General features: G+C 68.1%; 10 protein-coding genes. 2 read left to right on the forward strand and 8 right to left on the reverse strand.

Annotation, left to right across the window (positions count from 1 at the left end):
- Nucleotides 1-386: 386 nt before the first annotated feature.
- Together JMF82_RS07755 and JMF82_RS07760 are read left to right on the forward strand one after the other, a co-directional pair.
- Nucleotides 387-1,577: a glycosyltransferase gene (locus JMF82_RS07755; RefSeq protein WP_201313958.1), complete on the forward strand. Its 1,191-nt coding sequence runs from the start codon at nt 387-389 to the stop codon at nt 1,575-1,577.
- Nucleotides 1,574-3,679 (forward strand): NAD-dependent epimerase/dehydratase family protein, encoded by a 2,106-nt coding sequence (locus JMF82_RS07760; protein ID WP_201313959.1) that lies wholly within the window; start codon nt 1,574-1,576, stop codon nt 3,677-3,679. The genes JMF82_RS07755 and JMF82_RS07760 overlap by 4 nt, the downstream gene beginning before the upstream one ends.
- Before the next feature lie 8 nt (nt 3,680-3,687).
- Here JMF82_RS07760 and JMF82_RS07765 read toward each other — a convergent pair whose 3' ends face one another.
- Genes JMF82_RS07765 through JMF82_RS07800 form a run of 8 tightly spaced genes read right to left on the reverse strand, consistent with a single transcriptional unit; the run spans nt 3,688 to nt 24,611 of the window.
- The gene (locus JMF82_RS07765) at nt 3,688-4,869 is read right to left on the reverse strand and encodes a glycosyltransferase (protein WP_201313960.1); all 1,182 of its coding nucleotides are present in this window, start codon (nt 4,867-4,869) and stop codon (nt 3,688-3,690) included.
- Nucleotides 4,860-5,981, reverse strand: a complete 1,122-nt coding sequence (pelF, locus tag JMF82_RS07770) for a GT4 family glycosyltransferase PelF (RefSeq protein WP_201313961.1) — start codon at nt 5,979-5,981, stop codon at nt 4,860-4,862. Before pelF ends, JMF82_RS07765 begins: the two co-directional genes overlap by 10 nt.
- Nucleotides 5,981-7,339 carry a phenylacetate--CoA ligase family protein gene (locus tag JMF82_RS07775; RefSeq protein ID WP_201313962.1) on the reverse strand — a complete coding sequence of 453 codons (1,359 nt, stop codon included), beginning with the start codon at nt 7,337-7,339 and terminating at the stop codon, nt 5,981-5,983. Before JMF82_RS07775 ends, pelF begins: the two co-directional genes overlap by 1 nt.
- A gap of 58 nt (nt 7,340-7,397) precedes the next feature.
- A complete protein-coding gene (locus JMF82_RS07780; RefSeq protein WP_201313963.1) occupies nt 7,398-8,663 on the reverse strand; it encodes an O-antigen ligase family protein in 1,266 nt (421 codons plus the stop codon).
- Nucleotides 8,651-9,763, reverse strand: coding sequence for a polysaccharide deacetylase family protein (locus JMF82_RS07785; protein ID WP_201313964.1), 1,113 nt, complete (start codon nt 9,761-9,763; stop codon nt 8,651-8,653). Before JMF82_RS07785 ends, JMF82_RS07780 begins: the two co-directional genes overlap by 13 nt.
- Nucleotides 9,757-10,887, reverse strand: a complete 1,131-nt coding sequence (locus tag JMF82_RS07790; RefSeq protein ID WP_236585353.1) for a glycosyltransferase family 2 protein — start codon at nt 10,885-10,887, stop codon at nt 9,757-9,759. Before JMF82_RS07790 ends, JMF82_RS07785 begins: the two co-directional genes overlap by 7 nt.
- A 21-nt stretch (nt 10,888-10,908) precedes the next feature.
- Nucleotides 10,909-17,361: a non-ribosomal peptide synthetase gene (locus JMF82_RS07795; protein WP_201313965.1), complete on the reverse strand. Its 6,453-nt coding sequence runs from the start codon at nt 17,359-17,361 to the stop codon at nt 10,909-10,911.
- The gene (locus JMF82_RS07800) at nt 17,358-24,611 is read right to left on the reverse strand and encodes a polyketide synthase (protein ID WP_201313966.1); all 7,254 of its coding nucleotides are present in this window, start codon (nt 24,609-24,611) and stop codon (nt 17,358-17,360) included. The genes JMF82_RS07795 and JMF82_RS07800 overlap by 4 nt, the downstream gene beginning before the upstream one ends.
- Nucleotides 24,612-24,621: the final 10 nt, after the last annotated feature.

The following is a 24,621-nucleotide window of genomic DNA, read 5'->3' on the forward strand; positions in this document are numbered from 1 at the left end:
TGATCCGTCTCCGGACAGCGCATCCAGCAGGCCGTCCTGACATGTCCACTTTCTCCTGTTGCGGCGCCGATATCCATTGGCACATAGGCAATGCCGGCATGCGACCGACAGGCTATGACGAACGGCCGATACGCATGTGACGCGATGCCCATTTCCGTGCCGCGGCGGGCCGTTTCGTGAAGAACCCTCGCAAAGGCCTTGGCAATTCGACGGATGGGCGCGTCACGGTCGTTCCGCTAGGCTGGTTTTGCAAGGAGCGGGGCGGGAAATGCCCGGCATGCCGGCGGGTGTCCCGCGATGCGCGGCCGCTTTCGCTTTTCCGTGATCAACCGGACAGGGGACGAGAACATGGTGGTTGCGCATCGGCCCCCCGCGCGGGAGCGGGCATGCTAGAGCAGTACGGGATCATCTATTTCGGCAACGACTGGTTCGCCGAGAACCGCACCAGCAGCCATCACGTGGCCGTGCGCCTGGCGGCGACGCTGCCGGTGCTCTATGTGGATTCGCCGGGCATGCGCGCGCCGAACGCGAGCGGCCGCGACCTGCGACGGGCATGGCGCAAGTTCACCGAGGCACTGCGTGCGCCGCGCCGTGTCGACGCCAACCTCTGGCATTGCACGGTGCCCCAGCTGCCGTTTCGCCGGATTCCGGGCGTCGGCCTGTTCAACAGGCTGTTCAGCCAATGGGCGCTGCGACGCGCGATGCGCGTGCTTGGCGGGCGCCAACGCATCTCGTGGTTCGTCACGCCGCATCCCGGTTTCCTGGCCAGGCGGCTCGGCGAGACGTTCTGCGTCTACTACTGCATCGATGATTACGCGGCGCATCCCGGCGTGGACGCCGAAGTCATCGCGGCAAGCGACCTCGCGCTGACGCGCAAGGCCGACATGGTGTTCGTGGCGCCGCCCGCCTTGCTTGCAGGCAAGAAGGCGATCAATCCCCATACGCATTTCTCGCCGCATGGCGTGGATGCGAAGCTGTTCGCGCAAGCCTCGCATCCCGCGACCGTGGTTCCGCCGATGGCGCGCGGGCTCACCCATCCCGTGGTGGGCTACTTCGGCTCGATCCACGCTTGGATCGACGTGGAGCTGATTGCCTGGCTGGCGCGTGCGCGGCCGCAATGGACCTTCCTGCTGGTGGGCTATGCGGCGATCAAGCTGCCGGAGCTCGCGGGGTTGCCGAACGTGGTGCTTGCCGGCGCGCAGCCGTATGCGTCGCTGCCGGCGTGGGCGAAGGCGTTCGACGTGGCGATCATTCCCTATCGACGCAATCGCCAGGTGGAGAACGCCAATCCGCTCAAGTTGCGCGAATACCTCGCCACCGGCAAGCCGATCGTGGCCGTGGGCAATCCCGAGATCGCGCGCTTCGCGTCCGTCGTGCGCATCGCCGACGGCCGCGAGGATTTCCTGGCGGGCCTGGAGCAGGCCATCGCCGCGGGTCCGGACCATGGCGCCGCCGAGCGCATGGCTGCCGTGGCCGACCAGACCTGGGATCGCCGCGTGGAAAACGTGTTGGGCGAAGTCGCCGCGTCGATCGCGGCGGCGGACATGACTTTGGCTGATCGTCGGGTATCGGGATGAATGCACCTGTCAGGGGCAAGCTGCGCGTCGGCATCGTGGGTGCCGGCTACGTGGCGCGCTATCACATCGAGGCGCTGCAGCGCCTGGATTTCGTGGAGATCGTGGGTATCTGCGATCTCGACGTGGACGCGGCGCGCAGGCTGGCCGCCCGTTTCAAGCTGGATCTCGCCACCGGCGACCTGGCCGAGCTCGCCGGACGCAAGCCGCATGCGATCCATGTGCTTACCCCGCCGTCCAGTCATTGCGCGCTGACCTTGCGTGCGCTCGACATGGGTTGCCATGTGTTCGTCGAGAAGCCGATGGCCGAATCGGTGGCCGAATGCGACGCGATGATCGCGCGGGCGCAGGAACGCGGGCTGGCGCTGTCGGTCGACCACTCGGACCTGTTCGACCCCGTCGTGATGCGCGCGCGCGAACTCGTGCAGTCGGGCGCGTGCGGCGATGTCGTGGCGGTCGACGTGTGGCGCAGCTCCGACTACGTTCCCTACGGTGGCGGGCCGTTGCCGCCGATGGTGGCGCAGGGCTCCTATCCTTTCCGCGACCTGGGCGTGCATGGCCTGTATACGCTGGAGGCGTTCCTGGGTGAGCTGCGGCAGGTGGACATTCGCCATCGCTCCAGCGGCCGTTCCACGACGCTGAAGTTCGACGAGTGGCAGGCCACGGCCGACGGCGCGCACGCCACGGGGCGGGTGATGCTGTCGTGGAACGCGCGGCCGATGCTCAATCGCCTGGTGGTGCAGGGCACGCGTGGCATGATCGAAGCCGATCGGTTCCTGCAGGTATGCCATGTGCGCCGCGTGCGGCCGGGGCCGAAGTTCATCGGCATCGTGGCCGGTGCGTTCCTTGGCGCGCTGGCCGACGTGTTCCGCGTGCCGTGGAACGTGCTCAGGTTCGCGACCGGCTCGCTGCGGCCATCGCCCGGCATCCAGGCCGGTGCGCAAGCCTTTGCCCGGGCCTTGCATGAAGGCAAGCCGCCGCCGGTGAGCGCGGAAGACGGGCGTCGGCCGATTGCATGGATGGAAGAAGCCTGCCGCCGGGCCGACCTTGAACGCGAGAAGGAGCTGGCCAGTCGCTACGCCGCGCTGGAACCCGTGGACGCACTGGTGACGGGCGCTTCGGGCTTTCTTGGTCGCGCCCTGCTGGCCGCCTTGCGTCGCAGCGGGCAACGCGTGCGTGTACTGGTGCGCCGTGCCGATCCGCGGCTCGCCGCATGGGCCGAGCAGGTGGTGATCGGCGACCTGGGCGATCCGCGCATCGTGGATCATGCCGTGCAGGGCGCACGCACGGTCTATCACGTCGGTGCCGCGATGAGCGGCAGTCCGCGCGAGTTCGAGTCGGGCACGGTATGGGGCACGCGCAACGTGGTCGATGCCTGTCTGCGGCATGGCACGCAGCGGCTGGTGTACGTCAGTTCGATGAGCGTGCTCGATCATGCCGGTCGCGATCCGCTGGTGCAGATCCATGAGAGCTCGCCGCTGGAGCCGTATCCGGAGCGGCGGGGCAGCTACACGCAAACCAAGTTGATCGCCGAGAACCATGTGCGCGATGCGATGCTCGAGCGCGGCTTGCCGGCGGTGGTGATCCGTCCCGGCCAGATCATTGGGCCGGGTTCGGAAACCGTCACGCCCAACGGCACCCTGGCGGTCGCCGGGCGCTGGATCGCCGTCGGCCCGGCGTCACAGACGCTGCCCCTGGTCTATGTGGACGACGTGGTCGACGCGCTGCTGCTGGCCGGTTGTGCCCCCGCGGCGGACGGAAGGCTGGTGCACGTGGTGGACCCGACCATCGTCACCCAGGGCGAATACCTCGCCCGCGTTTCGCGCAAGCGCGGCAAGGCGCTGCGCCTGGTGCGTTGGCCCAAGAGCGTGCTGCTCGCGCTGGCGTCGGGCGTGGAAGCCCTGGGCAAGCTGCTGGGACGCAGCGTGCCGCTTACCCGTTATCGCGTGCATTCGCTACGGCCGCTGGCCAACTTCGATCAGCGCGTCGCCCGCGACGTGCTTGGCTGGGAACCGCGCGTGGGCTTGAAGCGCGGCATGGACATCATGTTCGCCGACGAAGACATCCCGCCCGCCATCATCGTGTCGACCGCGCCGGACAAATAGCCGGAAGCTCAGGACGCCGAATAGTCCACCACGTCCGCGCGCGTCAACGCCGCGGACTGCAGGATGTCGCCCAGCTGCTGGATGTTCTCGTCCCAGCGGAAGCGGCTCGCGTGGGCGGCGATGCGCTGTGCATCCCAGGCTGCCGCGAGCGCCGCGATCAAGGCACCCCGCAGTGCGATGCGATCGTGCGCGGGCACGAGCATGCCGGCGTGGTCGGGCAGCACCTCGGGAATGCCGCCCACGCGCGTGGCGACCACCGGGGTTCCGCAGGCCATGGCTTCGAGTACCACGTTCGGCACGCCCTCGTTGTGGCTGGGCAGGCACAGCAGGTTCGCGGCGCGGAACCAGTCGCCGAGCGCGAAATGCTCGATCGCACCCACCAGCCGCACCCGGTCGGCGCACCCCAAGGCGGCGGCCCGCTGCAGCAGTGCGTCCTTGCAGGGCCCGGTACCGATGAACAGCAGGCGCGTATCCGGGTGGGTCGTCAGCACATGCGGGAAGGTCTCGAGCAGGTCAAGGCAACCCTTGCTGTCCTTGAGGTTGCCCACGTAGAGCAGCAGGCGTTCGTCTTGCGCGAGCCTGAGCCGTTCGCGGGCCTCGCGACGCGAGCCGGGCGAAAACAGGTTCGGTTCCACGCCGTTGTAGATCACGTGCACGCGCGAAGGGTCCACGCCCAGCGCCACCGCCTTGTCGGCCAACGCCTGGCTGACCGCGACGACGGCGTGGGCGCCGCGCAGCGCGTAGCGGATCTGCGGACGCAGCAGCGGCTGGTCAGCCTTCACGTTGAGATCGGTGCCATGCACCTTCACTACATAGGGAACGCCCAACCGCCTGGCGAGCCAGCTGGCGGCAGGCGCGTCGGGGTAGCCCCAGCTCACCAGCATGCAGTCGACCTGGGCCTGCCGCAGCCGGCGCCACTTCTGGCTCAACAGGGACACCAGCCAGCAGCATGCGTGCAGCGAACGGCCGATGAGAGGCGGGTAGAAGAATACGAAGTGATCGGTGCGCAGGCCCGATACCGGCAGCGACGAAGGCTTGCGCGTGTAGCGCTCGCGGAAATCCACCGCGGTGAGCACTTCCACGTCGTGCTGCTTGCCTAGCCGCTCGAACTGCTGGCGATTGAACGGGCTGCGCAGCGGATCCCACGGCGAGGGAAACAGGTTGGTCAGCACGAGGATCTTCAAGCGCATGCGTGTTGCTCCACGTCCTGGTAAAGGCATTGGTAGCGTTCGGCCATGGCTTCCAGCGAACCATGGTGTTCGACCCAGGCGCGCGCGGCGCGCCCGTAGGCGCTGGCGCGTTCCGGGTCGCGCAGCAGTGCGAGCATGCTGTCGGCCAGCGCGTCGGGATTGCCCGATGCGACGAGCAAGCCGGTGTGGCCGCTGCGGATGATCTCGCTGTTGCCGCCGACATCGGTGGCGATGATGGGCAGCGCGACGGCGCAGGCTTCCAGCAAGGCCATGGAATAGCCTTCGCTGACGGAGGACAGCACGAAGAGGTCCAGGCCGCGCAGCAATTCGCGTACGTCGCCGCGATCGCCCAGGAAGTGCACGGCCTCGCGCACGCCTTCGGCCAGTGCGCAGTGTTCCAGCTCGGCGCGCAGTTCGCCATCGCCGATCAATACCAGCGCCGCCTCCGGATAGTGCCGATGCACCTGGCGAAAGGCGCGGATGAGCCCGGCCTGGTCCTTGGTCCAGTTGAGGCGGCCGACATTGCCGACCAGCATCGCGTTGCCGGTGAGCCCCAGCAGCGCGAGCAGGCGCTCGCGCATGTCCATCGAGGCCGGCGAGAAGCGCTCCACCGCGATGCCATTGGGCACCACGCGCGTGATCGACGGCGGCAGCATGCCTTTCTCCACGCCGTTGCGCTTGGCCGCCTCGCACACGGTGACCACCATGTCCGTGCGCGCCAGCGCGCGGCGGTACAGCCATTCCTTGCGGCCGGTGCGTTGCCCCGCACCCATGCCGTGGCGGGTGTTCAGCACGCGCAGCAGATCCAGTCCGCAGGCTGCGAGCACGGTCTGGTAATGCGCCACCGCGTTGTGGGTATGCAGGACGTCGGTGTCGTGCCGGTCGATCGCGCGGCGTGCACGGGCCAGCGCGCGCAGGTCCAATCCGGGCCCCTTGTTGCAGGCCACCACCGGAATGCCCGCCGCATCGAGCTCATGCGCCAGCGCGCCGGCCTCGAACAGGCACACCACCTGGCAATGGTGGCCCTGGCGCTGCTGCAGCTTCACCAGGTCGAGCACCATGCGCTCCATGCCGCCCCGATTGAGGTTCTCGACCACGTGGGTGATGTTCATCAGGCCAGTTCCGACAGCGTGACGCGGCGCTTGCCGCTGCGGGTAAGCGGAATGTCGTCGACGAAGCGGCACTCCAGTGTCACCTGGTGGCCAAGCACCTTCGCCGTCTCGCGATGGATGTAGGCTAGCGAGTCGTCATCGAAGCCCTCGCTCCGCACGATGGAAAGCTCCAGCCGATCGAGCTGGCGCTGCACCAGTTGGAAGCGCGAAAGGCCCTGCACATCCTTGAGCATGTGCGGGAAGAATTCTCCCGGCAGGATGCGTCCGTCGGGCGTGCGTATGGCGTCGAGCACGCGTCCCTCGATGCGATCGAGCAACGGCAACCCGCGTCCGCAAGGACAGCTGTGTTCCGGGGAGGTGCTGGCCAGGTCGCCGTTGACGTAGCGGATGAACGGCATGCCGTGATTGGAAAGGTCGGTGATCGCAACCTCGCCGGTGCCATGCCGCACGGGCTTGCCGTCTTCGCCGAGCAGTTCCACCACGAGGTGATCGGCGTTCACGTGCAACCGGTGGTGATGGTCGCACTCGGAGGCGATCAGCATGAACTCGCGGCATCCGTAGGTGTTGTAGACCGGGCAGCCGAACGCCTGGCTGATAGCCTCGCGCTGGAACGGATGCAGCGCTTCGGCCGCGCCGATCACCGATTCGGGACGATGCACGCGCCGGCCCGTGGCCACCATCCATTGCGCCAGCTGCGCCAATGGCCCGACATAGCCGACGATGATGTCCGGCCGGTAGCGGTCGATCGCATCGGCATAGCCGGCGAGATTCGATTCGGTCATCTCGAAGCTGTTGAGCACGCGACGGGCGAACATCGCGTTGTACAGGCGATCCTTCCACTGGTGCGCGTGGCCCGGCGTGCCCACGCTGCCGGCCCACAGGTAGAGCGTGCGGCGACCCGGGCGCGAACCGGCCCAGCCGTAGCCTCGCCACATGACGGCGATGCGGCGGTCGTAGCTTTCGCGCGTGTAGCCCAGTTCCAACGGTTCGCCGGTGGAGCCGCCGGTGCGCTTGAACAACAGGCGGCCACGCCACGACGAGGCCTGCAGGTCCTGGAAGTTCTCGCGGATATCGGCCTTGGTCAGCGTAGGCAGGCGCGCGTAGTCGTCGGGATTCTGGATGTCGTCCGGCGTGATGCCCAGTTCGCGCCAGCGGCGGCGGTAATAGGGCACCTCGCGATAGCAATGCTCCAGCAGCGTCTTTAGCCGGCGAAACTGCAGCTCCGCGATGGCACCGGGGGACAACCATTGGTCGCCTTCGTACCTGGACAGCCACGACAGCGTGTCCCTGCGGCGCAGGCCGCTTTCATAGGCGGGGTAAAGCACATGGCGGAAAGCCTGTTCGTACCAGCCACTCATGACACGTACTCCCTGTGACAGGCGCATGGACTGCGCGGCGCTGTTGAACGACACGTTGTCATCCCGTCGTCCTCAGCAGGACGGCCACCAGCAGGAACAGGCCGGCAATGCTGCCGATGGCGGCGGGAATCCAGCGTCCGCCGCTTTCGGACATGGCGAGCGAGGGCAGGCCGTCGATACGCTGGCGTGCACCGACGTAGAAACCGGTGACGATGGCCAGTACGAAATACAGCACGATCATGTAGCTGCGGCTCAGGAAGAACGCGCACATGAACATGCCGCAAAGGGACAGCAGCAACGTGAGCGCAAGCGGGCGCTCCGCCTGCCAGCGGGCGTAGCCTTTCGGGTCGGTGACTGCATCGGTCCTGAAACGCAGCACCGCGGCGACCATCCAGAAGCTGTAGCCGATCATGGCCAGCCACAGCAGGTAGCCGATGAAACCCGTCTCGGCCAGTACAAGCACGAACGAGTTGTGTGCCGTGAGGTGGTTGTAGTCAGTGAAGTTGCCCGGCCCCACGCCCAGCAGCGGATGCGAGGTGAACATGTGCAGGCCTTCGTACCACGCATCGACGCGTCCGCTGGCCGACTCTTCGCCGGCATCGAGCTCCTGCATGCGCGAGGACAGCATCTTCATCACGGTGAGGCCGGCGACGCCGAGGATGCCGGCCACGACCAGGCCACGCCGGTACCAGATGTAGGCGCCGACCACGACCAGCACGCCGAGCATCGCGCCGCGCGAGTTGGTGAGATACACGCCGTACAGCAGCAGGCCGATGCAGCCGAGCCAGAACAGTTTGCCCAGCGCACGGGCACGTTGAAGCAGCAGGCAGGCCATCGGGAACACCGACACGAACAACATGCCCAGGTCATTGGGATCGTTGAAGATGCCGACGTACTGGATGCGGCCGTCCTCGCCGATGGGGATGCCGCTCCAGCCCATGCCGGTGCGGGCCTGGCCCACCCCATGCAGCGCGAGGATGGAGGCACAGACCACCATCACCCCCATCAGCACGCGGATGCGCCGGTGCGTGGTGCAGGCGGAGGCGATGATGAAGAACGCGAGCACGATGGGGCCGAACTTGCCCAACTGGTCCTTGATGCCGCCAAACCAGCCATTGGCGACTTCCGACACCATCAGCACCACGAAGAACGCGGGCAGCAGCAGGAATTGCGGCGCGGACTGCAGCCGCGTGCCGGATGCCAGCCACGCGGCGAACGCCAGCGCGAGCACCACCGGCAGCACCGGCACGCCCGCGAGCGAGGCGAAGTATTCCTGCGGCCTGACGATGGCCAGCACCACGTACAGGACGATCAGTGGGAACATGACGGCGCTTCGTCGGGCGTGGCCAGATGGGCCGGCGTGGGATGGTTGATCAGACCCGGCATGGTCAGCATGGCCGCGAACCAGCGCTTGCCGATATAGCGTTCCACCGCCAGGCGATAGAGCGAATAGCGATTCGCCGCAGGTTGCGGGTTGGTGCCGCTGATATAGCTGCAGGCCACGTCGAAACCGGCGTTGCGCGTCACCTCGATCACCTGGCGGTCGAACGCGCGATTGCTGCCCACCGGGTAGGACATCAGCAGCGACATCGGACCCAGTTCGCGCAAGAGCGCGTCGCGCGAGTCGCGCACTTCGCGCTCGAGCTCGTCCAGGGGCAGCTTGGACAGCATCCAGTGATTCACGCCGTGCGAGCCGATCTCCAGCCCCGCGGCGTGCATCTCGCGCAGCTGGTCCCAGGTCATCGGGCGGCAGTCCGCGGGCACGGCGGCGTCGGAGGGCATGCGCCATTCCTTTTCCAGGCGGCGGATCATGCCGGCCTGCGCGAGCGCGCTGATTTCCTTCATGTGGTCGAGCACGCTGGTCGCGAGCGCGCGGCGCGCGGCGCGGCCCACCGGCATCGGCATATCCATGCCAAGCTCCGGCAGCTCCAGCCGCGTGGCGCCGGTCATCAGGATCATGTGCACCAGCCAGTCGTAGGCGTACGGGCGCCCGCTGTCGATATGGCCGGTGGAAACGAAGAACGTCGCCGGAATGCCCAGCTCCTGCAGGATCGGGAAGACGACGTGATAGTTGTCGTCGTAGCCGTCGTCGAAGGTGATCACCACCGTGTCCGGCGGCAGCGCGTGGCCGGCGTCGATCGCCGCGGCCACATCCGAAAGACGCATCGGGCGATAGCGTTCCTTCACCAGCAGCATTTGCTCGCGAAAGCCCTCGGGCGTCGCGCTGATCAGCTCCAGGTCGAAGTCGTAGCTGTCCGGATCGGGCAGCGGCATCACCCGGTGGTAGGCGAGGATGCGCAAGTCCTTGTGCCACCATGAGCGCACGCGCTGGAGCGGGTTCAACAACCCGGCGCTGTAGCAGAACTCCCCCAGCTTCTCGCGAATGCCGGCGGGCTTCACGTCGTGCGGCAACTCACTCACCATGGATGCTCCCCTCGGCTGCGGGCGAAGGCGATCGAGGCCTGGGCCGCGTACAGGTTGAGATAGAAGAACGCCACCATCAGCCGCACCGGCAGCCAGCGTCCGGCGTGCGGCCGAAGCCGCTCCATCGGCACCAGCGCCATGGCCAGCAGCAAGGCGGCCAGAACGGCGGCGTAGGCCTGGTGGTGGCGCGCCAGGAAGGCGGAGGACAACAGCAAGGACAGCAGCAACCAGGGCGCCAGCAGGCGCAGCAGCTTGTGGCTGACGAACTGGAACCACAGCGGATTGCGCGACGGCGACAGCAGCCAGGGCGCGAGGTCCATCAGCTGGAAGCAACCGATGCTGGCGCGCAGGCGGCGCGGCTGCTCGGCCAAGGGATCCTGCGCGGGCTCGCCCCACACCACCGCGCGTGGCTCGAACACCACGCGATGGCCGGCCGCCGCCACGCGCATCGGCAGCAGCACGTCGTCCAGCAGCGTATCGGGCGGCAGGGGCTGGAACAGTTCGCGGCGTACCGCATACAGCGCGGTGCTCGCGCCTACCGCCGAGCCGCCGCGGCTTTCCTGCGTGCGAATGAACTTCTCGTAGCGCCAGTAGGCGCTTACCCCCTGGGCAAAGGCGCTGTGCACGTTCTCCAGGTCGAGGCTGCCGCTGACCACGCCCACGCGAGGGTCGCCGAGATTGCCCACCAGTTCGCGCAACGCCAAAGGCGAGAGCTTGTGCTGCACATCGGTCATCAGCAGCACCTCGCCGCGCGCCGTGGCGACCGCGTCGTTGAGGCACAGCGCCTTGCCGCGCGGCACTGGAAACTCCATCACGCGCGCGCGCGGGTCGTGGCCGTGGCGGACCAGGGCTGCCGTGCGATCGGTGCAGCCATCGCAGGCCACGATGATCTCGAGGTACTCGGGCGGATAGTCCAGCGCGCGCAGGTTCTTCAGTTTCGAACGGATATGGCGCACGCCATCGCGCACCACGATGATCACCGACACGGTGGGCAGGTACGACTGCTTCTGCACCGGCTTCGGCAACAGTCGCGCCCACAGCCACGCGAGCAACGGATAGCCCACGTAGATGTAGAGCAGCGCCCAGAAGCTGCCCCAGCACACGAGGTACGCGATGGTCGTCATGCCGGCTCCCCCGAGGGCATGTCAACGCCGTCCGAACAGTTGGCGCAGGCGTCCGCCCAGCGAAGCCGTCTTGCCCGGCTCCGTGAGATCGCCTTCGGGCAGCGCCGCGGCAAGCGTCGCCAGCGGACTGGTGGCCACGTCCAGCAGATTGAGCTTGACGCCGGTTTCCCGCTTTACGCGCGTGACCATTTCGATCGCCAGCAGCGAGTGGCCGCCGATATCGAAGAAGTTGTCGCTGGCGCGCACATCGTCCGCCCCGACCAGCTCGCACCACACCGCACCCAGGTAACGCTCGCGCGCATCCTCGCTGAGGCTGACGCCCGGCTCCGCTTCGTCGCTGTGCGGCATGGCGTTGAGTGACGGCGCGGGCAGGGCCTTGCGGTCGGTCTTGCCGTTGGGCGTGCGCGGCAGCGCGGACAGCTTCACGAAGTGCTGGGGTTGCATGTAGACGGGCAGGCGGGCGGCGAGCCGGGCGCGCAACCTTGGCCACAGGAGCTCTTCGTCTTCGCTGCAGACGGCGTAGAGCACCAGGCGCTCGTCGTTCGCCCCGATCTCGCGCATCACCACCACGCAATCGGTCACGGCGGGCTCCATGCGGGCGACCGCCTCGATTTCGCCCGGCTCGATGCGGAAGCCACGCAGCTTCACCTGGAAATCCAGTCGGCCCATGTGCTCCAGTGTTCCGTTCGCCAGCCAGCGACCGCGGTCGCCCGTGCGATAGATGCGCGCGCCGGGCGTGTTGCCGAAGGGGTCGATGGGGAAGCGTTCGGCGGTGAGTTCCTCGCGATGCAGATAGCCCAGCGCCACGCCATCGCCGCCGATCCAGATCTCGCCGGGCACGCCGATCGGACAGGGTTGGCCGTGTTCGTCGACGATCCATACGCGGGTGTTGGCGATCGGCGTGCCGATGGAAATGCCGCGGCCGGGGTGTTCCACGCGCCAGCAGGTGGACCACACCGTCGTTTCGGTAGGGCCGTACATGTTCCACACCTCGCAGCCGCGAGCGATCAGCAGGGCCGCCAGGTCCGCCGACAACGGCTCGCCGCCGCACAGCGCGCGGAAACCCGGCGGCGGTTGCCACGGCGTCTGCAGCAGCATGCGCCAGGTGACCGGCGTGGCTTGCATGATGGTCGCGCCATGCCCGGCCAGCAGCTGGTTGAGCGCGTCGCCATCCACGGACTCGTCGCGCGTGGCAAGGACCACCTGCGCACCGACGCTGAGCGGACCAAACAGCTCCAGCACGGCGATGTCGAAGGACAGCGTGGTGACCGCGAGCAGGCGATCGTTGCTCTCAAGTCCCGGACGCGCTGCCATGCCCGTGAGGAAGTTCACTACCGCGCGGTGCGGAATCGCCACGCCCTTGGGGCGGCCGGTGGAACCGGAGGTGTAGATGACATAGGCGGTCGAGTGGCCGTCGAGCGCAGGATCGGCCGGAAGACGCGTCACCGGCGCGGCATCCAGTTCATCGGCGCACTCGTCGAGCAGCAGTTTCGCGCACGGGCTCTCGCTGAAACGGCCCGCCGTGGCGGATTCGGCCACCAGCATGGCCAGGTTGGCGTCCTGGACCATGTAGGCCAGGCGATCCGGCGGAAACTCGGGGTCGAGCGGCACATAGCCCGCGCCGGTCTTCAGCACGGCCAGCAGGGTCGCGACCATGTCGGTACTGCGCGTGAGCGAAACACCGACCAGAGCGCCGTGCGCGACGCCACGCACGCGCAGCGCATGCGCAATGCGGTTGGCGCGGGCATCGAGCTGGCGATAGTCGAGCACGCGGTTGCCGCAGCGGATCGCCGTACGCGACGGCGCGCGGTCGCATTGGGTCTCGATCAACGCATGCAGCGGCAGCGCCGGTACGTCGAGGCGGGTTTCGTTCCACTGTCGCAGCGCGTCCCGCTGTGAGGCCGGCAGCATGTCGAGGCGGGAAACCGATGTGGCGGGATCGGCCAGCGCCGAGGCGAGCAGCGTCTCGTAGCTGTCGCGAAAGCGGGCCGCGGTCGATGCATCGAGGATGTCGGTGTTGTAGGTGATGCCGCCGAGCAGGCCGTGTTCCTGTTCGAGGAACCACAGGCCGATATCGTCCGCCGCACCGCGCTGGAACACCGGCAGGTGTTCGTGCGCGAGATCGCCCCACGAAACGATGCGGCGGCGCGCGTCCTGGAAGGAGAACATCGCCTGGTAGATCGGTGGACGGCTTTCGTCGCGGGCCACGCCGAGCGAGAAGACCAGCTGTTCGAACGGCACGTCGGGATGCGCAAACGCATCCAGCACGACCCGGCGCACCTGCTTCACCACCTCGAGGAACGGCGCCTCGGGGTCCACCGTCAGGCGCAGCGGCAGCGCATTGACGAACAGGCCCATGATGCCTTCCGTTTCCACCCGGTCACGTCCGCGCACCGGTGTGCCGACGACGAGGTCGCGCTGGCCACTCAGGCGATGCAGCAGCACGTAGTAGGTCGCCAGCAACACCATGAACGAGGTCGCCTCGGCGCGTTGCGCGAGCGCGTGTACCGCAGCGGCGCGCTCGGCCGGAATGCGCACCCATTCGGTGGCGCCCGCGCCGGACATGCGCGCGGGACGCGGGCGGTCGGCGGGTAGCTCCAGCGGTTCCAGCGCACCGTCCAGCGTCTTCATCCAATGCGCGAGCTGTTGTTGCACGGTGGCGCGGCGCATGCGGTCGCGATGCCAGGCGGAAAAATCGGCGTATTCCACCGGCAGCGGCGCGAGCGCGGTCGATGCCTCGCCCGCGCAGCGCGCGACATAGGCTTTCGACAGGTCTTCATAGAGCAGGTCGAACGACCAGCCGTCCCAGATGATGTGGTGGGCCATGAAGTACAGCACGTGGTCCTGTTCGCCGAGGCGGAACAGCCGCGCGCGGAACAGCGGTGGTTGGGACAGATCGAAGGGACGGGCGATATCGGCTTCCAGCTCGCGCATCAAGGCGGGCAGGCGGTCGTCGGCGGGCAGGGCCGAGAGATCCTCTACCGGCAGCGCCAGCGCGATGTCCGCGTGGATGCGCTGCATCCCTGCGACCTCGCCGGCTTCGATCGAGGTGCGCAGCACCGGCTGGCGTTGCACCACGTCGCCCATGGCCTGCTGGAATGCGGCGACGTTCATGGGGCCGCGCAGGCGGTGTGCCGACGGCGTGTTGTAGACCACGCGACCCGGATGCAGCTGCTCCAGGTACCACAGGCGTTGTTGCATGGACGACAGCGGCGCCTGCCCGCGTTGGGCGAGACGCGGGATCTCGTCGTTGGCTGCGGGAGCCGACACGCCGCGCTCGCTGTCGATGGCCTCGGCCAATCCTTCGATGGTGGGCGCATCGAACAGCGTGCGGAAGGACAGCGCGATGCCGAACTCGCGGTTCAGCCGCGCGGTGAGCTGCGCGGCCAGCAGCGAGTGGCCGCCGAGGGCGAAGAAGTTGTCGCGCGCATCCAGGTCGGGCAAGGCCAGCACCGCCTCCATGGCGGCGGCGACGCGCTGCTCCGTCCCGGTCTGCGGCGCGCGGCGTTCGCGGCGAGCGGGTGCCGCGGGCTGCGATGGTGCGGGCAGCGACTTGCGGTCGATCTTGCCGTTCGGCAGCAGCGGGATGGCATCCATTGCCACGAAATGCTGCGGGACCATGTAATCGGGCAGGCGCTGGCGCAGGCGGGGACACAGGTCGACCTGTTCGAGATCGATACCTTCGCTGGGCACGACATAGGCCACCAGGCGCACGTCGCCGGGACGATCCTCGCGCGCCATGACCACGGCGCGCGCCACTTCAGGCAGATCCGCCAGGGCCGCTTCGATCTCGCCGAGCTCGATGCGGTAACCGCGGATCTTCACCTGGAAGTCGAGGCGGCCGCGGTGCTCCAGCTCGCCGCTGGCCAGCCAACGGCCACGGTCGCCGGTGCGATAGAAGCGCGCCTGCGAGTCACCCGTGAAGGGATCGGGCAGGAAGCGCTCCACGTTGAGTTCTGGCCGGTTGAGATAGCCGAGCGTGACGCCGTCGCCGCCGATATAGATTTCGCCGGGCATGCCCAGCGGGCAGGGCGCACCGTGCTCGTCCAGGACATGCACGGTGGTGTTGGCGATCGGGTGTCCGATCGTGATGCCGTCACGCGGATCGTGTACGCGCCACAGCGTGGACCACACCGTGGTTTCGGTCGGACCGTAGGCATTCCACAACTCACCGCCACAGGCCAGCAGCGACTCGGCCAGGTCGAGCGGCAGCGGTTCGCCGCCGGCGATGGCCTTGAAGCCCGCTCGCCCCGCCCAGCCCGATTCCAGCAGTACGCGCCAGCCGGCCGGCGTCGCCTGCATCATCGTGGCCCCGCTCTGCTCGACCAGCCGGCGCAGGGCGGTGCCGTCGCGCACCTCGTCATGGGTCGCCAGCACGATGGCGGCGCCGACGCTGAGCGGCAGCATCAGTTCCAGGAACGCGATGTCGAAGGACAGCGTGGTGACCGCGACCAGGCGATCGTCTTCGACGATGCCCGGCTCGCGCTGCATGCTGCTGATGAAATTGGAGGCGGCGCGATGCGGCACGCGCACGCCCTTGGGCTTGCCGGTGGAGCCGGAGGTGTAGATGACATACGCCGGCGACTCCGGCGTGGCGGAGCGTTCGTCGCGCGGCAGGCGCGTTTCGCTGGCGGCATCGATCCGCGCGGCGTCGCGCCCGAGCGAAAGCACCTGGCTTGCCGGGAAGTCGAACACCGACGCGGCCTCGTCATCGACGATGAGCGCGGCCAGGGCGGCGTCCCGCGCCATGAAGCCGAGGCGTTCCGGTGGAAAGCCGGGGTCGAGCGGCACGTAGCCGGCGCCGGACTTCAGCACCGCGAGCAGCGAAGCCAGCATGTCCGTGCTGCGCGCCAGCGAAAGGCCGACCAGGCTGCCCCGGCCCACGCCGCGTTCGCGCAGCACGTGGGCCATGCGGTTCGCGCGTGCCTCCAGCTGCGCATAGGACAACGGCTGCGCGCCGGCCACGGCGGTGCGCGCAGGCGCGCGATCCGCCTGCGCCTCGAAGTATTCATGGGCAAGGCGGTCCGCAGGGTAGGGCGTGCGTTGGGGCTGCAGCGAGTGCAGCGCGGCAAGCGCGCAGTCGGAGACGAGGGCGAGCGTGCCGCCCGCAACCTCCGGTGCTTCCGCCGCGTTTCGCAACAACGTGGCATACGCATCGAGCCAGGCGTGCACCGTGGCGGCGTCGAACAGATCCGCGTTGTATTGGCATTCCAGCCGCAGGCCGTGCGGCAGCTGCACGGCATTCACGAACAGCTCGAAGTTCTCGAATGCGCGCGGCACGCCCGCGAACTCGAACGAAAGCCCGGGAAAGCCGAGCGTGCGCTCATCCAGTGCCTGGTCGAGATTGAACAGCACGCTCGCCAGCGGCAGGCGGCCCGGATCGCGCGGCAGGGCAAGGCGGGCAAGCAGGCTGCCGATGGTGTACTGCTGGTGATCGAAGGCATCGAGCAGATCGCCACGCACCTTGGCGAGGCTTTCGGCAAAGGGGGCCGCCGTGTCGATCGACAGGCGCAGCGGCAGCACGTTGACGCAATGTCCCACCAGGCCATGGTGGCCACCGGCGGCCTGGCCGGCGGATGGAATGCCGATCACGACGTCGTCCTGCCCGCTCAGCCGTTGCAGCAAGAGGCCAAAGGCAGCGAGCAACGTGGCATACAGGCTGGCGCCGCGCTGGGCGCCGGTGCGCTTCACGGCGGCGACCAGCGACGCGTCGAGCAGCAGGTCCTCGCGCCGGGATGCGAACGTGCGCTGGCGGGGGCGCGGGTAATCGGTCGGCAGGTCGAGCGAGGGCGCCGCGTCGGCGAACCGCTTCATCCAATAGGCTTCGGCGTCACGCCCCTCCTGGCTCTGCCCGTGCGCCGCCTCGGCCAATGCGTAGTCGGTGAACGGGTCCGCTGGCGGCAACTCGCCGCCAACGCCCAGCTGTTGCGCATACAGCGCCGCGAGATCCCGCACGATCACGCCGAATGACCAGCCATCGCACACGATGTGATGCGCGGTGAACACCAGCAGGTGCTCGTCGCCCGACAGTCGCAGCAATTGCGTGCGCACCAGCGGGCCGGCTTCCAGGTCGAACGGCTCGGTGACCACGCGCTGCAGCGTCGCGTCGATCTCCTCCTGCTGCTCGTCGGGACCGAGCCAGGAGAGATCGCGCAGCGGGCATTCGAGCGATTGCCGCGCGGCAATGCACAGTTCGCTGCCGTCCTTGCCGAAGGTGGCGCGCAGCGCCTCGTGACGGTCCGTCAACTGCTGCAGTGCCGTCTGCAACGCGGCGGCATTGAGCTCACCGTGCAGGCGCAGCGTGGCCGACTCGTTGTAGGCCAGCGATGCGTGGGGCTCCAGCGTGGACGCAAGCCACACCTCGCGTTGCGGCGCGGTGGCGGGCACCACCCGTTCCAGCGTGGCGCCGGCAAACGGATCGTAATCGACGGCAACCGCCTCGCCGCCGCCGACGGCCGGCTCGTTCGGGTTCATGCGTTGACCCTCATGTACTTGCCGGGTGCGTCGGGGTTTGGCACGAACCACGCGGGATTGCCTTCCTGGTCCTTGCCCAGGCGCGCGCCGACCACCGGTGGGCGGCTGGCGTCGAAGGCAAGCGCTTCGACCTGCTTGTTGCGCGGCAGGAATTCCGCTTCCTGCATTTCCAGCACCGAGTCCTTGAAGGCCTTGGCGATGGCCTGGAAATCCTGCTCGGAGTGCGAGGTGGTGAAGAAGCAGGGGAAGTTGTCCAGCAGGTGGATGCCGCGACTGCGCATCATGGCGAACAGCAGGTCCTGCAGCGGATGGTCTTCGGTGAAGCTGGTCTTCCACACCGAGGAGAAGTGCACCAGCTGGATCGGCGCACCGACGCTGGCGCAGAACGCGTTGAGCTCGTCCATCAGCAGGCTGGTGCGGGCATTCAGGCGCTCCTGCAGGGCCGCGCCATTCGCCTTCAGGTGATTGAGCACGGCATGCGCCGCGGCCAGCGCCAGCGGATGGCGCACGAAGGTGCCGGCGAAATAGGTGACGCCCACGGTGGGAATCGATGCGTCGCCGTACTGCCAGCCGCCGCCGTCCAGCGCGTCCATGTAGCGTCGCTTGCCGGCGATCACGCCGATCGGGAAGCCGCCACCCACCACCTTGCCATAGGAGGCGAGGTCAGCGTCGATGCCGAGCACGTGCTGCGCGCCGCGCGGATGCGAGCGGAAGCCGGTGACGACCTCATCGAAGATCAGCAGCGCGCCGGCATCGGCGGTGATGGCGCGCAGCTCCTTGAGGAAGTCGCGTGGCTGGAAGTCCGGCCGGCGGCTCTGCACCGGTTCCACCAGCACCGCGGCGATGCTGGAGGCGCGCTCGCGGATGATCTGCAGCGATTCGGGCGTGCCGTAGTCCAGCACCAGCACGTTCTCCGACGTGTTGCGCAGGATGCCCGGCGCCGCCGGCACCGAACGCAGCTTCTTGCTGCCGCGCACGATCACTTCGTCGAAAATGCCGTGGTAGGAGCCGGTGAAGATCACCAGCGTGTCGCGGCCCGTCACCGTGCGCGCGATGCGGATGGCGCCCATCACCGCTTCGGAACCCGTGTTGCACAGGCCTGCGCGATCGAAGCCGGTGAGCTCGCAGACCTGTTCGGCAACCTCGCCGGCCAATGGATGCTGCGGGCCGATCTCGTAACCGGCATCGAGCTGGCGGCGCACGGCGTCGAGCACGAAATCCGGCTGCCAGCCGAACAGGTTCATGCCGAAGCCATTGAGCGCATCGACGTACTCGTTGCCGTCCAGGTCCCAGACCTTGGAACCCTTCGAGCGGTTCACCACGACCTGGTAGATCATTTCCTTCAGCAGCGGACGGAAGCCGTTCACCACGCGCGGATCGGCGAGATGGTCGCGATGACGCGCGGTGTATTCCTTGGATGCACGCGTACGGTCGATGTAGCGGCGCATGAACGCTTCCAGGCGCGCGCGCTGGCGATCGGTCAGTTCCGTCTGCGTGGAATGAATGCGCGCGATGGCGCCGAAGGCCTTCTTCACGTCGTAGGTGGTGTGCGCGAGCGCAGCCTCTTCGTCTGGCTGGCTGGTCGCTGCCGGCGACGCGGGAGCGGCGGCGGGCACTGGCTGCATCTGTGCGGCCGGCGCGGATTGGGCCGGCGCGGCGACGGCGGGCGCGACGCCCATCGACGATGCCGCGAGCAGCGCCAATTGCTGCTGCATGATCTGCATCTGCTGCTGGATCAGGTCCTGCACCACGTTGCCGGTCGCAGCGATGGCCATGGCCGGCATGGCGGTGGCTTGCACCGTGGCGGCGGCGGTGGCGACGGCCGGGGCAGGCGCAGCCGGTGCGGCCTCCGGCGGAAGCATCTGGTCGATGTGCATGGCAAGGCGCTCGAAGGAGGAGAACGACTCCATCAGTTCGCGGAAGGTGATCTTCAGCGAGAAGGTCTTCTGCAGTTGCAGCGCGACCTGGGTGAGGGCGAGCGAGTCGAGGCCCAGCTCGACGAAGCCGGAGGTGGGATCCATGCCCTGCAACTCGGTGCCCGAGACATCCTCGAACAGTTCGACGAGTTGGTTGACCAGGCGGGCCTGGCGGGCCGAGCCGGCATTGGCTCCGGTAACGTTGGCTTCCATGACGGGCTCCACGACTGGTGCGGAAGAAGAGGCAAAAAGAGGTACGACGTTGTCAGGCGCGCTGTTCGCCGCGGGGGCTGCCACGCCGGCCGGCGCGGCGGCCTCGACCCAGTGGCGCTTGCGTTCGAACGGATAGGTGGGAAGGCGCACGCGGCGACGGCGCTGGCGGCGATCCAGTGAACACACGGCCACGGGCAGGCCCGCGCACCACAGCTGGCCCATCGCCGCGATCCACGCGGCACGCTCCGCAGCCGGTGCGTCGGCAACGCTGGCGACGACCAGGTGCGGACGACTGCCCGCATGCTGGCGAGCCAGCGTGGTGAGTGCGTTGCGTGGACCCACTTCGAGGAAGATGTGCGTGGGTTGGTCGAGCAGCCGCTGCAGGGCCGGCGAGAAGCGCACCGTGCCGCGGAGATGGCGCGTCCAGTAATCGGGCGAGATGGCCTCTTCGTCGCGCAGCGGTTCGCCGGTCAACGTGGAGACGATGGGAATGGCCGGTGCCGACAACGCCACGCGCAGCACTTCCTCGCGGAACGGTTCGAGCACCGGATCCATCATCGCGGAGTGGAACGCATGCGAGGTCTGCAGCAGGCGGCAGGCAACGCCTTCAGCCTCGAGCTGCGTGCGGAACGCCTCGACGTGGCCGATCTCACCGCTGACCACGCTCGCCGTCGGGCTGTTTTCCGCGGCGAGCTGCAGATGGCCGGGAAGGCGCGGCAGCAGCTGCTCGGCGGCAAGGCGGACGGACAGCATCGCGCCGGCCGGCATGGCCTGCATCAGGCGGCCGCGACGCGCCACCAGGCGGGCGCCGTCGGCGAGGCTCATCACGCCGGCGATCACCGCCGCCACGAATTCGCCGACGCTGTGGCCGACCATCGCCACCGGCGGCACGTCCATCGCCATCCATAGTTTCGCCAGGGCGTACTCGATGGCGAACGTGGCCGGCTGGGTGAGCGAGGTCTCGCGAAGGGCCTCGGCATCGCCGGCAAACAGCCGCTCGCGCAGGTCGAAACCCAGCTCGCCGCGCAAGACCTCGGCGCAATCGTCGATGGCGGCCTGGAACACCGGCTCGCTGTCGTACAACGCCTTGCCCATGCCGGCGTACTGCGAACCCTGGCCGGGAAACAGGAACACCACGCCGGGCCCCGGTTTCTTCGCTTCGCGCACCGAGGCGGCTGTCAGTTCGCGCAGTCGCGCGATGGCCTCGTCCACACCGGCGGCCACCACCTGGCTGCGCTGCATGAAGGCCTTGCGTCCGTGCAGCAGCGTGCTGCCGACGTCGGCGAGGTTGATGCCCGGATGCGCCGCAAGGTGATCGGCGAGGCGGCCCGCCGCGGCGAGCGTCGCGGCGGGGGTTCGACCCGACAGCACCAGCAATTGCGGGCCTTCGGCGGCATCGGAGGGTTCCGGCAGCGGTGCCCGCTCCATGATCACATGCGCGTTGGTGCCACCCACGCCGAATGAACTGACGCCTGCGCGCAATGGTTGGCCCTCCGTGGTCCACGGGCGAAGCGTGTCATTGACGACGAAGGGCGAATTGGCGAAATCGATCTTGGGATTGCTGGCCTGCACGTGCAGTGACGGCGGCAGCAGTTGTTCATGCAGCGACAGCGCGGTCTTGATCACGCTGGTGGCGCCAGCGGCGATCACCGTGTGGCCGATGTTGCTCTTCACCGAGCCGACGGCGCAGAAGCCGCGATCGTCGGTGTGACGGCGAAAGGCGGTGGTGAGGCCCTCGATCTCGATCGGATCACCCAGCGGCGTGGCCGTGCCGTGGGCTTCGACGTAGGAAATCGAACGCGCATCAACGCCGGCATCATCGAGCGCCATGGCGATCACGGCAGCCTGGCCGTCGCTGCTCGGCGCGGTATAGCTGGCCTTGCCGCCGCCGTCGTTGTTGACGCCGATGCCACGGATCAGCGCGAGCACGTCGTCCCCGTCACGCTGGGCATCGGACCAGCGCTTGAGCAGCACCACGGCGGCGCCATCGCTGAACACGGTGCCCTGTGCGTTCGCGTCGAAGGTGCGCGTATGGCCGTCGGGCGACAGCATCGAACCTTCCTGCGAGAGATAGCCGCTGCGTGGCGGGCAGGTGATCGATGCGCCACCGGCAAGCGCCATTTCGCACTGGCCGGCGCGCAGCGCCGCCACGGCCTGGCAGATCGCCACCAGCGACGTGGAGCAGGCGGAGTTGACGCTGAGCGCGGGGCCGGTGAGGTTGAGCTTGTGCGACACGCGCGTGGCGATGAAATCCTTCTCGTTGGCGAGCGACACCTGGAAGGCGCCGAGCTTGTCGATGAGGTCCGGCCGCTGCGCCAGGTGATGCTGGAAGTAGGTCGCGTGGTACATGCCGCCGAACACGCCTACCGGCACGTCGTGCCTGTCCGGGGTATAGCCGCCGCGCTCCAGGCATTCCCAGCACAGCTCCAGGAAGATGCGCTGCTGCGGATCCATCAGCTCCGCTTCGCGTGGCGACATGCCGAAGAACGCGGCGTCGAAATCCTCCACGCCATCGACAATGCCCCGCGCGGCCACGTAGTCGGGGTTGTCGCGCAGCGACGCCGGAATCGAGGCATCCAGCTCATCGGCCGAGAACCGCGTGATCGTTTCGCGGCCTTCGCACAGGTTCGTCCAGAACGCCTCCACATCGGCCGCACCGGGAAAGCGGCCGGACACCGCCACGATCGCGATCGGTTCGGATGGATCACCCTGGCGCCCGCGCGACAGGCGCGGAGACAGCGCGGAATGCTTGTTGCGCCCTTCGATCAGCGCGGCGAGCGCGGCGGGCGTGGGTTCGGCGAAGAAGGCGGGAATGGTCGGGGAGGCGGATACGCTTGCATGGATGCGCTCCATCAGCCGCACCGCGAGCAGCGAATTGCCACCGAGGTCGAAGAAGTGGTCGAGGCGGCCGACCTGGTCGATCTCCAGCACGTCGCTGAACAGTGCGCAGAGCGTCTGCTCGAGCTCGCCCACGGGCGGCACGTAGTGGTCCGCGAGTTCGGGGCGGCGACGGCCGGGAGCGGGCAGGGCGCGGCGATCGAGCTTGCCGTTTGTCGTGACCGGCAGGCTGTCCAGCCGCAGGTAGGCCACCGGCACCATGTATTCGGGCAGGCTCCGGGCCAGTTGCGCGCGCAACGAACGGGCCGTCACCGCATCGTCTTCGGCCACGAAGTAGGCGACCAGTCGCTTCTGTCCCGGCTGGTCCTCGCGCGCGAGCACCGCGGCCGAGCGCACGCCGGGAAGAGCCTGCAGGGCTGCTTCGATCTCGCCGATCTCGATGCGGAAGCCGCGGATCTTCACCTGCGTATCGGCACGGCCGACGAACTCGATCACGCCCTCCGGCAGCCAGCGCACGAGGTCGCCGGTGCGATAGAGCTGCGGGCTTTCGGCGCCGAAGCGGTTGGGTACGAAGCGCGCCGCGGTCAGCTCGGGGCGCTTCAGGTAGCCGCGCGCGACGCCCTGGCCGCCGATGAAGAGTTCGCCGATCACGCCGATGGGTACCTGCTCGCCGCGCGCATTGAGCACGTACAGCGTGGTGTCGGCGATCGGCCGCCCGATCGGGATCGAACGGGCCGACGCATCCTGGTTCTGCGGAATGCTGAACGTGGTGGCGAAGGTGGTGCATTCGGTGGGGCCGTAGCCATTGATCAACCGCGTGCCGGGCAGCAAGGATTGCGCCTTGCGCACATGGGCCACCGAGAGCGCTTCGCCACCGGTGAGCAGCTGTTCCAGTCCACGCAGCTGCGTGCCGTCCTGGTCGACGATGGCGTTGAACAGGGCCGCGGTCAGCCATGCGATACGCGCGTCGTGACCGGCGATGGTCGCCGCCAGGCCGGCGCCACTGGGCACGTGTTCTTCGTGGACGATGCAGGTGCCGCCATTGAGCAGGGCGCCCCAGATTTCGAAAGTGGCCGCGTCGAAGCCGAGTGGCGCCGCGTGCAGCACGCGGGGGCTGTCGCCGAAGCTTACGTAGTCGACCTCGCGCACCAGGCGGATGATCGAGCGATGACGGATTTCCACGCCCTTGGGCGTGCCCGTCGAGCCGGACGTATACATGACATAGGCCAGCGCTTCCCCGTCGACCGAGGGAAGTGATGGCATGGCGGGCGTGGCCGCCAGTTGTTCGCACGAGAGCCACGACGCCGGTACGCCGGTCAGCGGCTGCGTATCCCGCGGGGCCACGACAATCGACACGTCGGCGTCGTTGAGCGCAAAGGCGAGGCGCTCGGCCGGGTAGCTGCGATCGAGCGGAAGGTAAGCCGCGCCGGCCTTGAGGATGCCAAGCATGACCACGACCGCATCGAGCGAGCGGTCGAGCAGCATGCCCACCATGGCGCCGGGCAACACGCCGGCCCGCACGAGGCCAGCGGCGATGCGATCGCTGTGTTCGTCCAGCGCGCGATAGCTCATGCGCCCATGCGCGCCCTCCAGGGCGGGCGCATCGGGGCGGGCGGCGGCGACGGTGCGGAACAGTCCATGCACGGTGTCCAGTGGACGCCGCGCGACGGCGGTGTCGTTCCACTTGTCGAGCACCGTCTGCTGCGATGCCGCGTCGAAGGCGAGCACGTCTTCCAGGCGATCGGCGCATGCGAGGCCATGGCACACATGCATCATGCCCTTGCCGAGCGTCAGCAGCATGGCTTCGTCGAATACGCTCGCATCGGCGTCGAGCGCGAGGTGCTTTCCATCCGCGCACAACGACCAGGACAGCGGCGATGTCGAGGCCGGCGAAGCGAGCAGGGTTTCCTGCCACGCGCCGATCGCGCTGGGCGTGGCTTCGCCGGCGGGCGTGACGACAGGGCGCGCGGCGAGCCATGCATCAATGGAACCCTGCAGCGGAACATCATGCCTCGCGACGGCACTGCCGGCCATCAGCGCGACGCTGGCGCTTCCGGTCAGGCGCGACTCGAGCAGGGCAAGCGCGGCCGTAAGCACCGCATGCAACGGCAGGCCCGCCTGCTGGGCGCGATGTGTGAGGGCGGCCAGCACGTTCTGGTCCAGCGCCATTTCCAGGCGCTCGCGTCCCGGCGCGGCGGCCGGTGAAGCGTGCCGCACCAACACGTCCAGCAAGGAAAGCGTCTCGGTGGCCGATGCCGCTTGTGCGTTGTCTGATTGCGTCATGGGAATCCCC

This window comes from Dyella sp. EPa41, from assembly GCF_016586165.1.
Lineage (GTDB): Bacteria > Pseudomonadota > Gammaproteobacteria > Xanthomonadales > Rhodanobacteraceae > Dyella.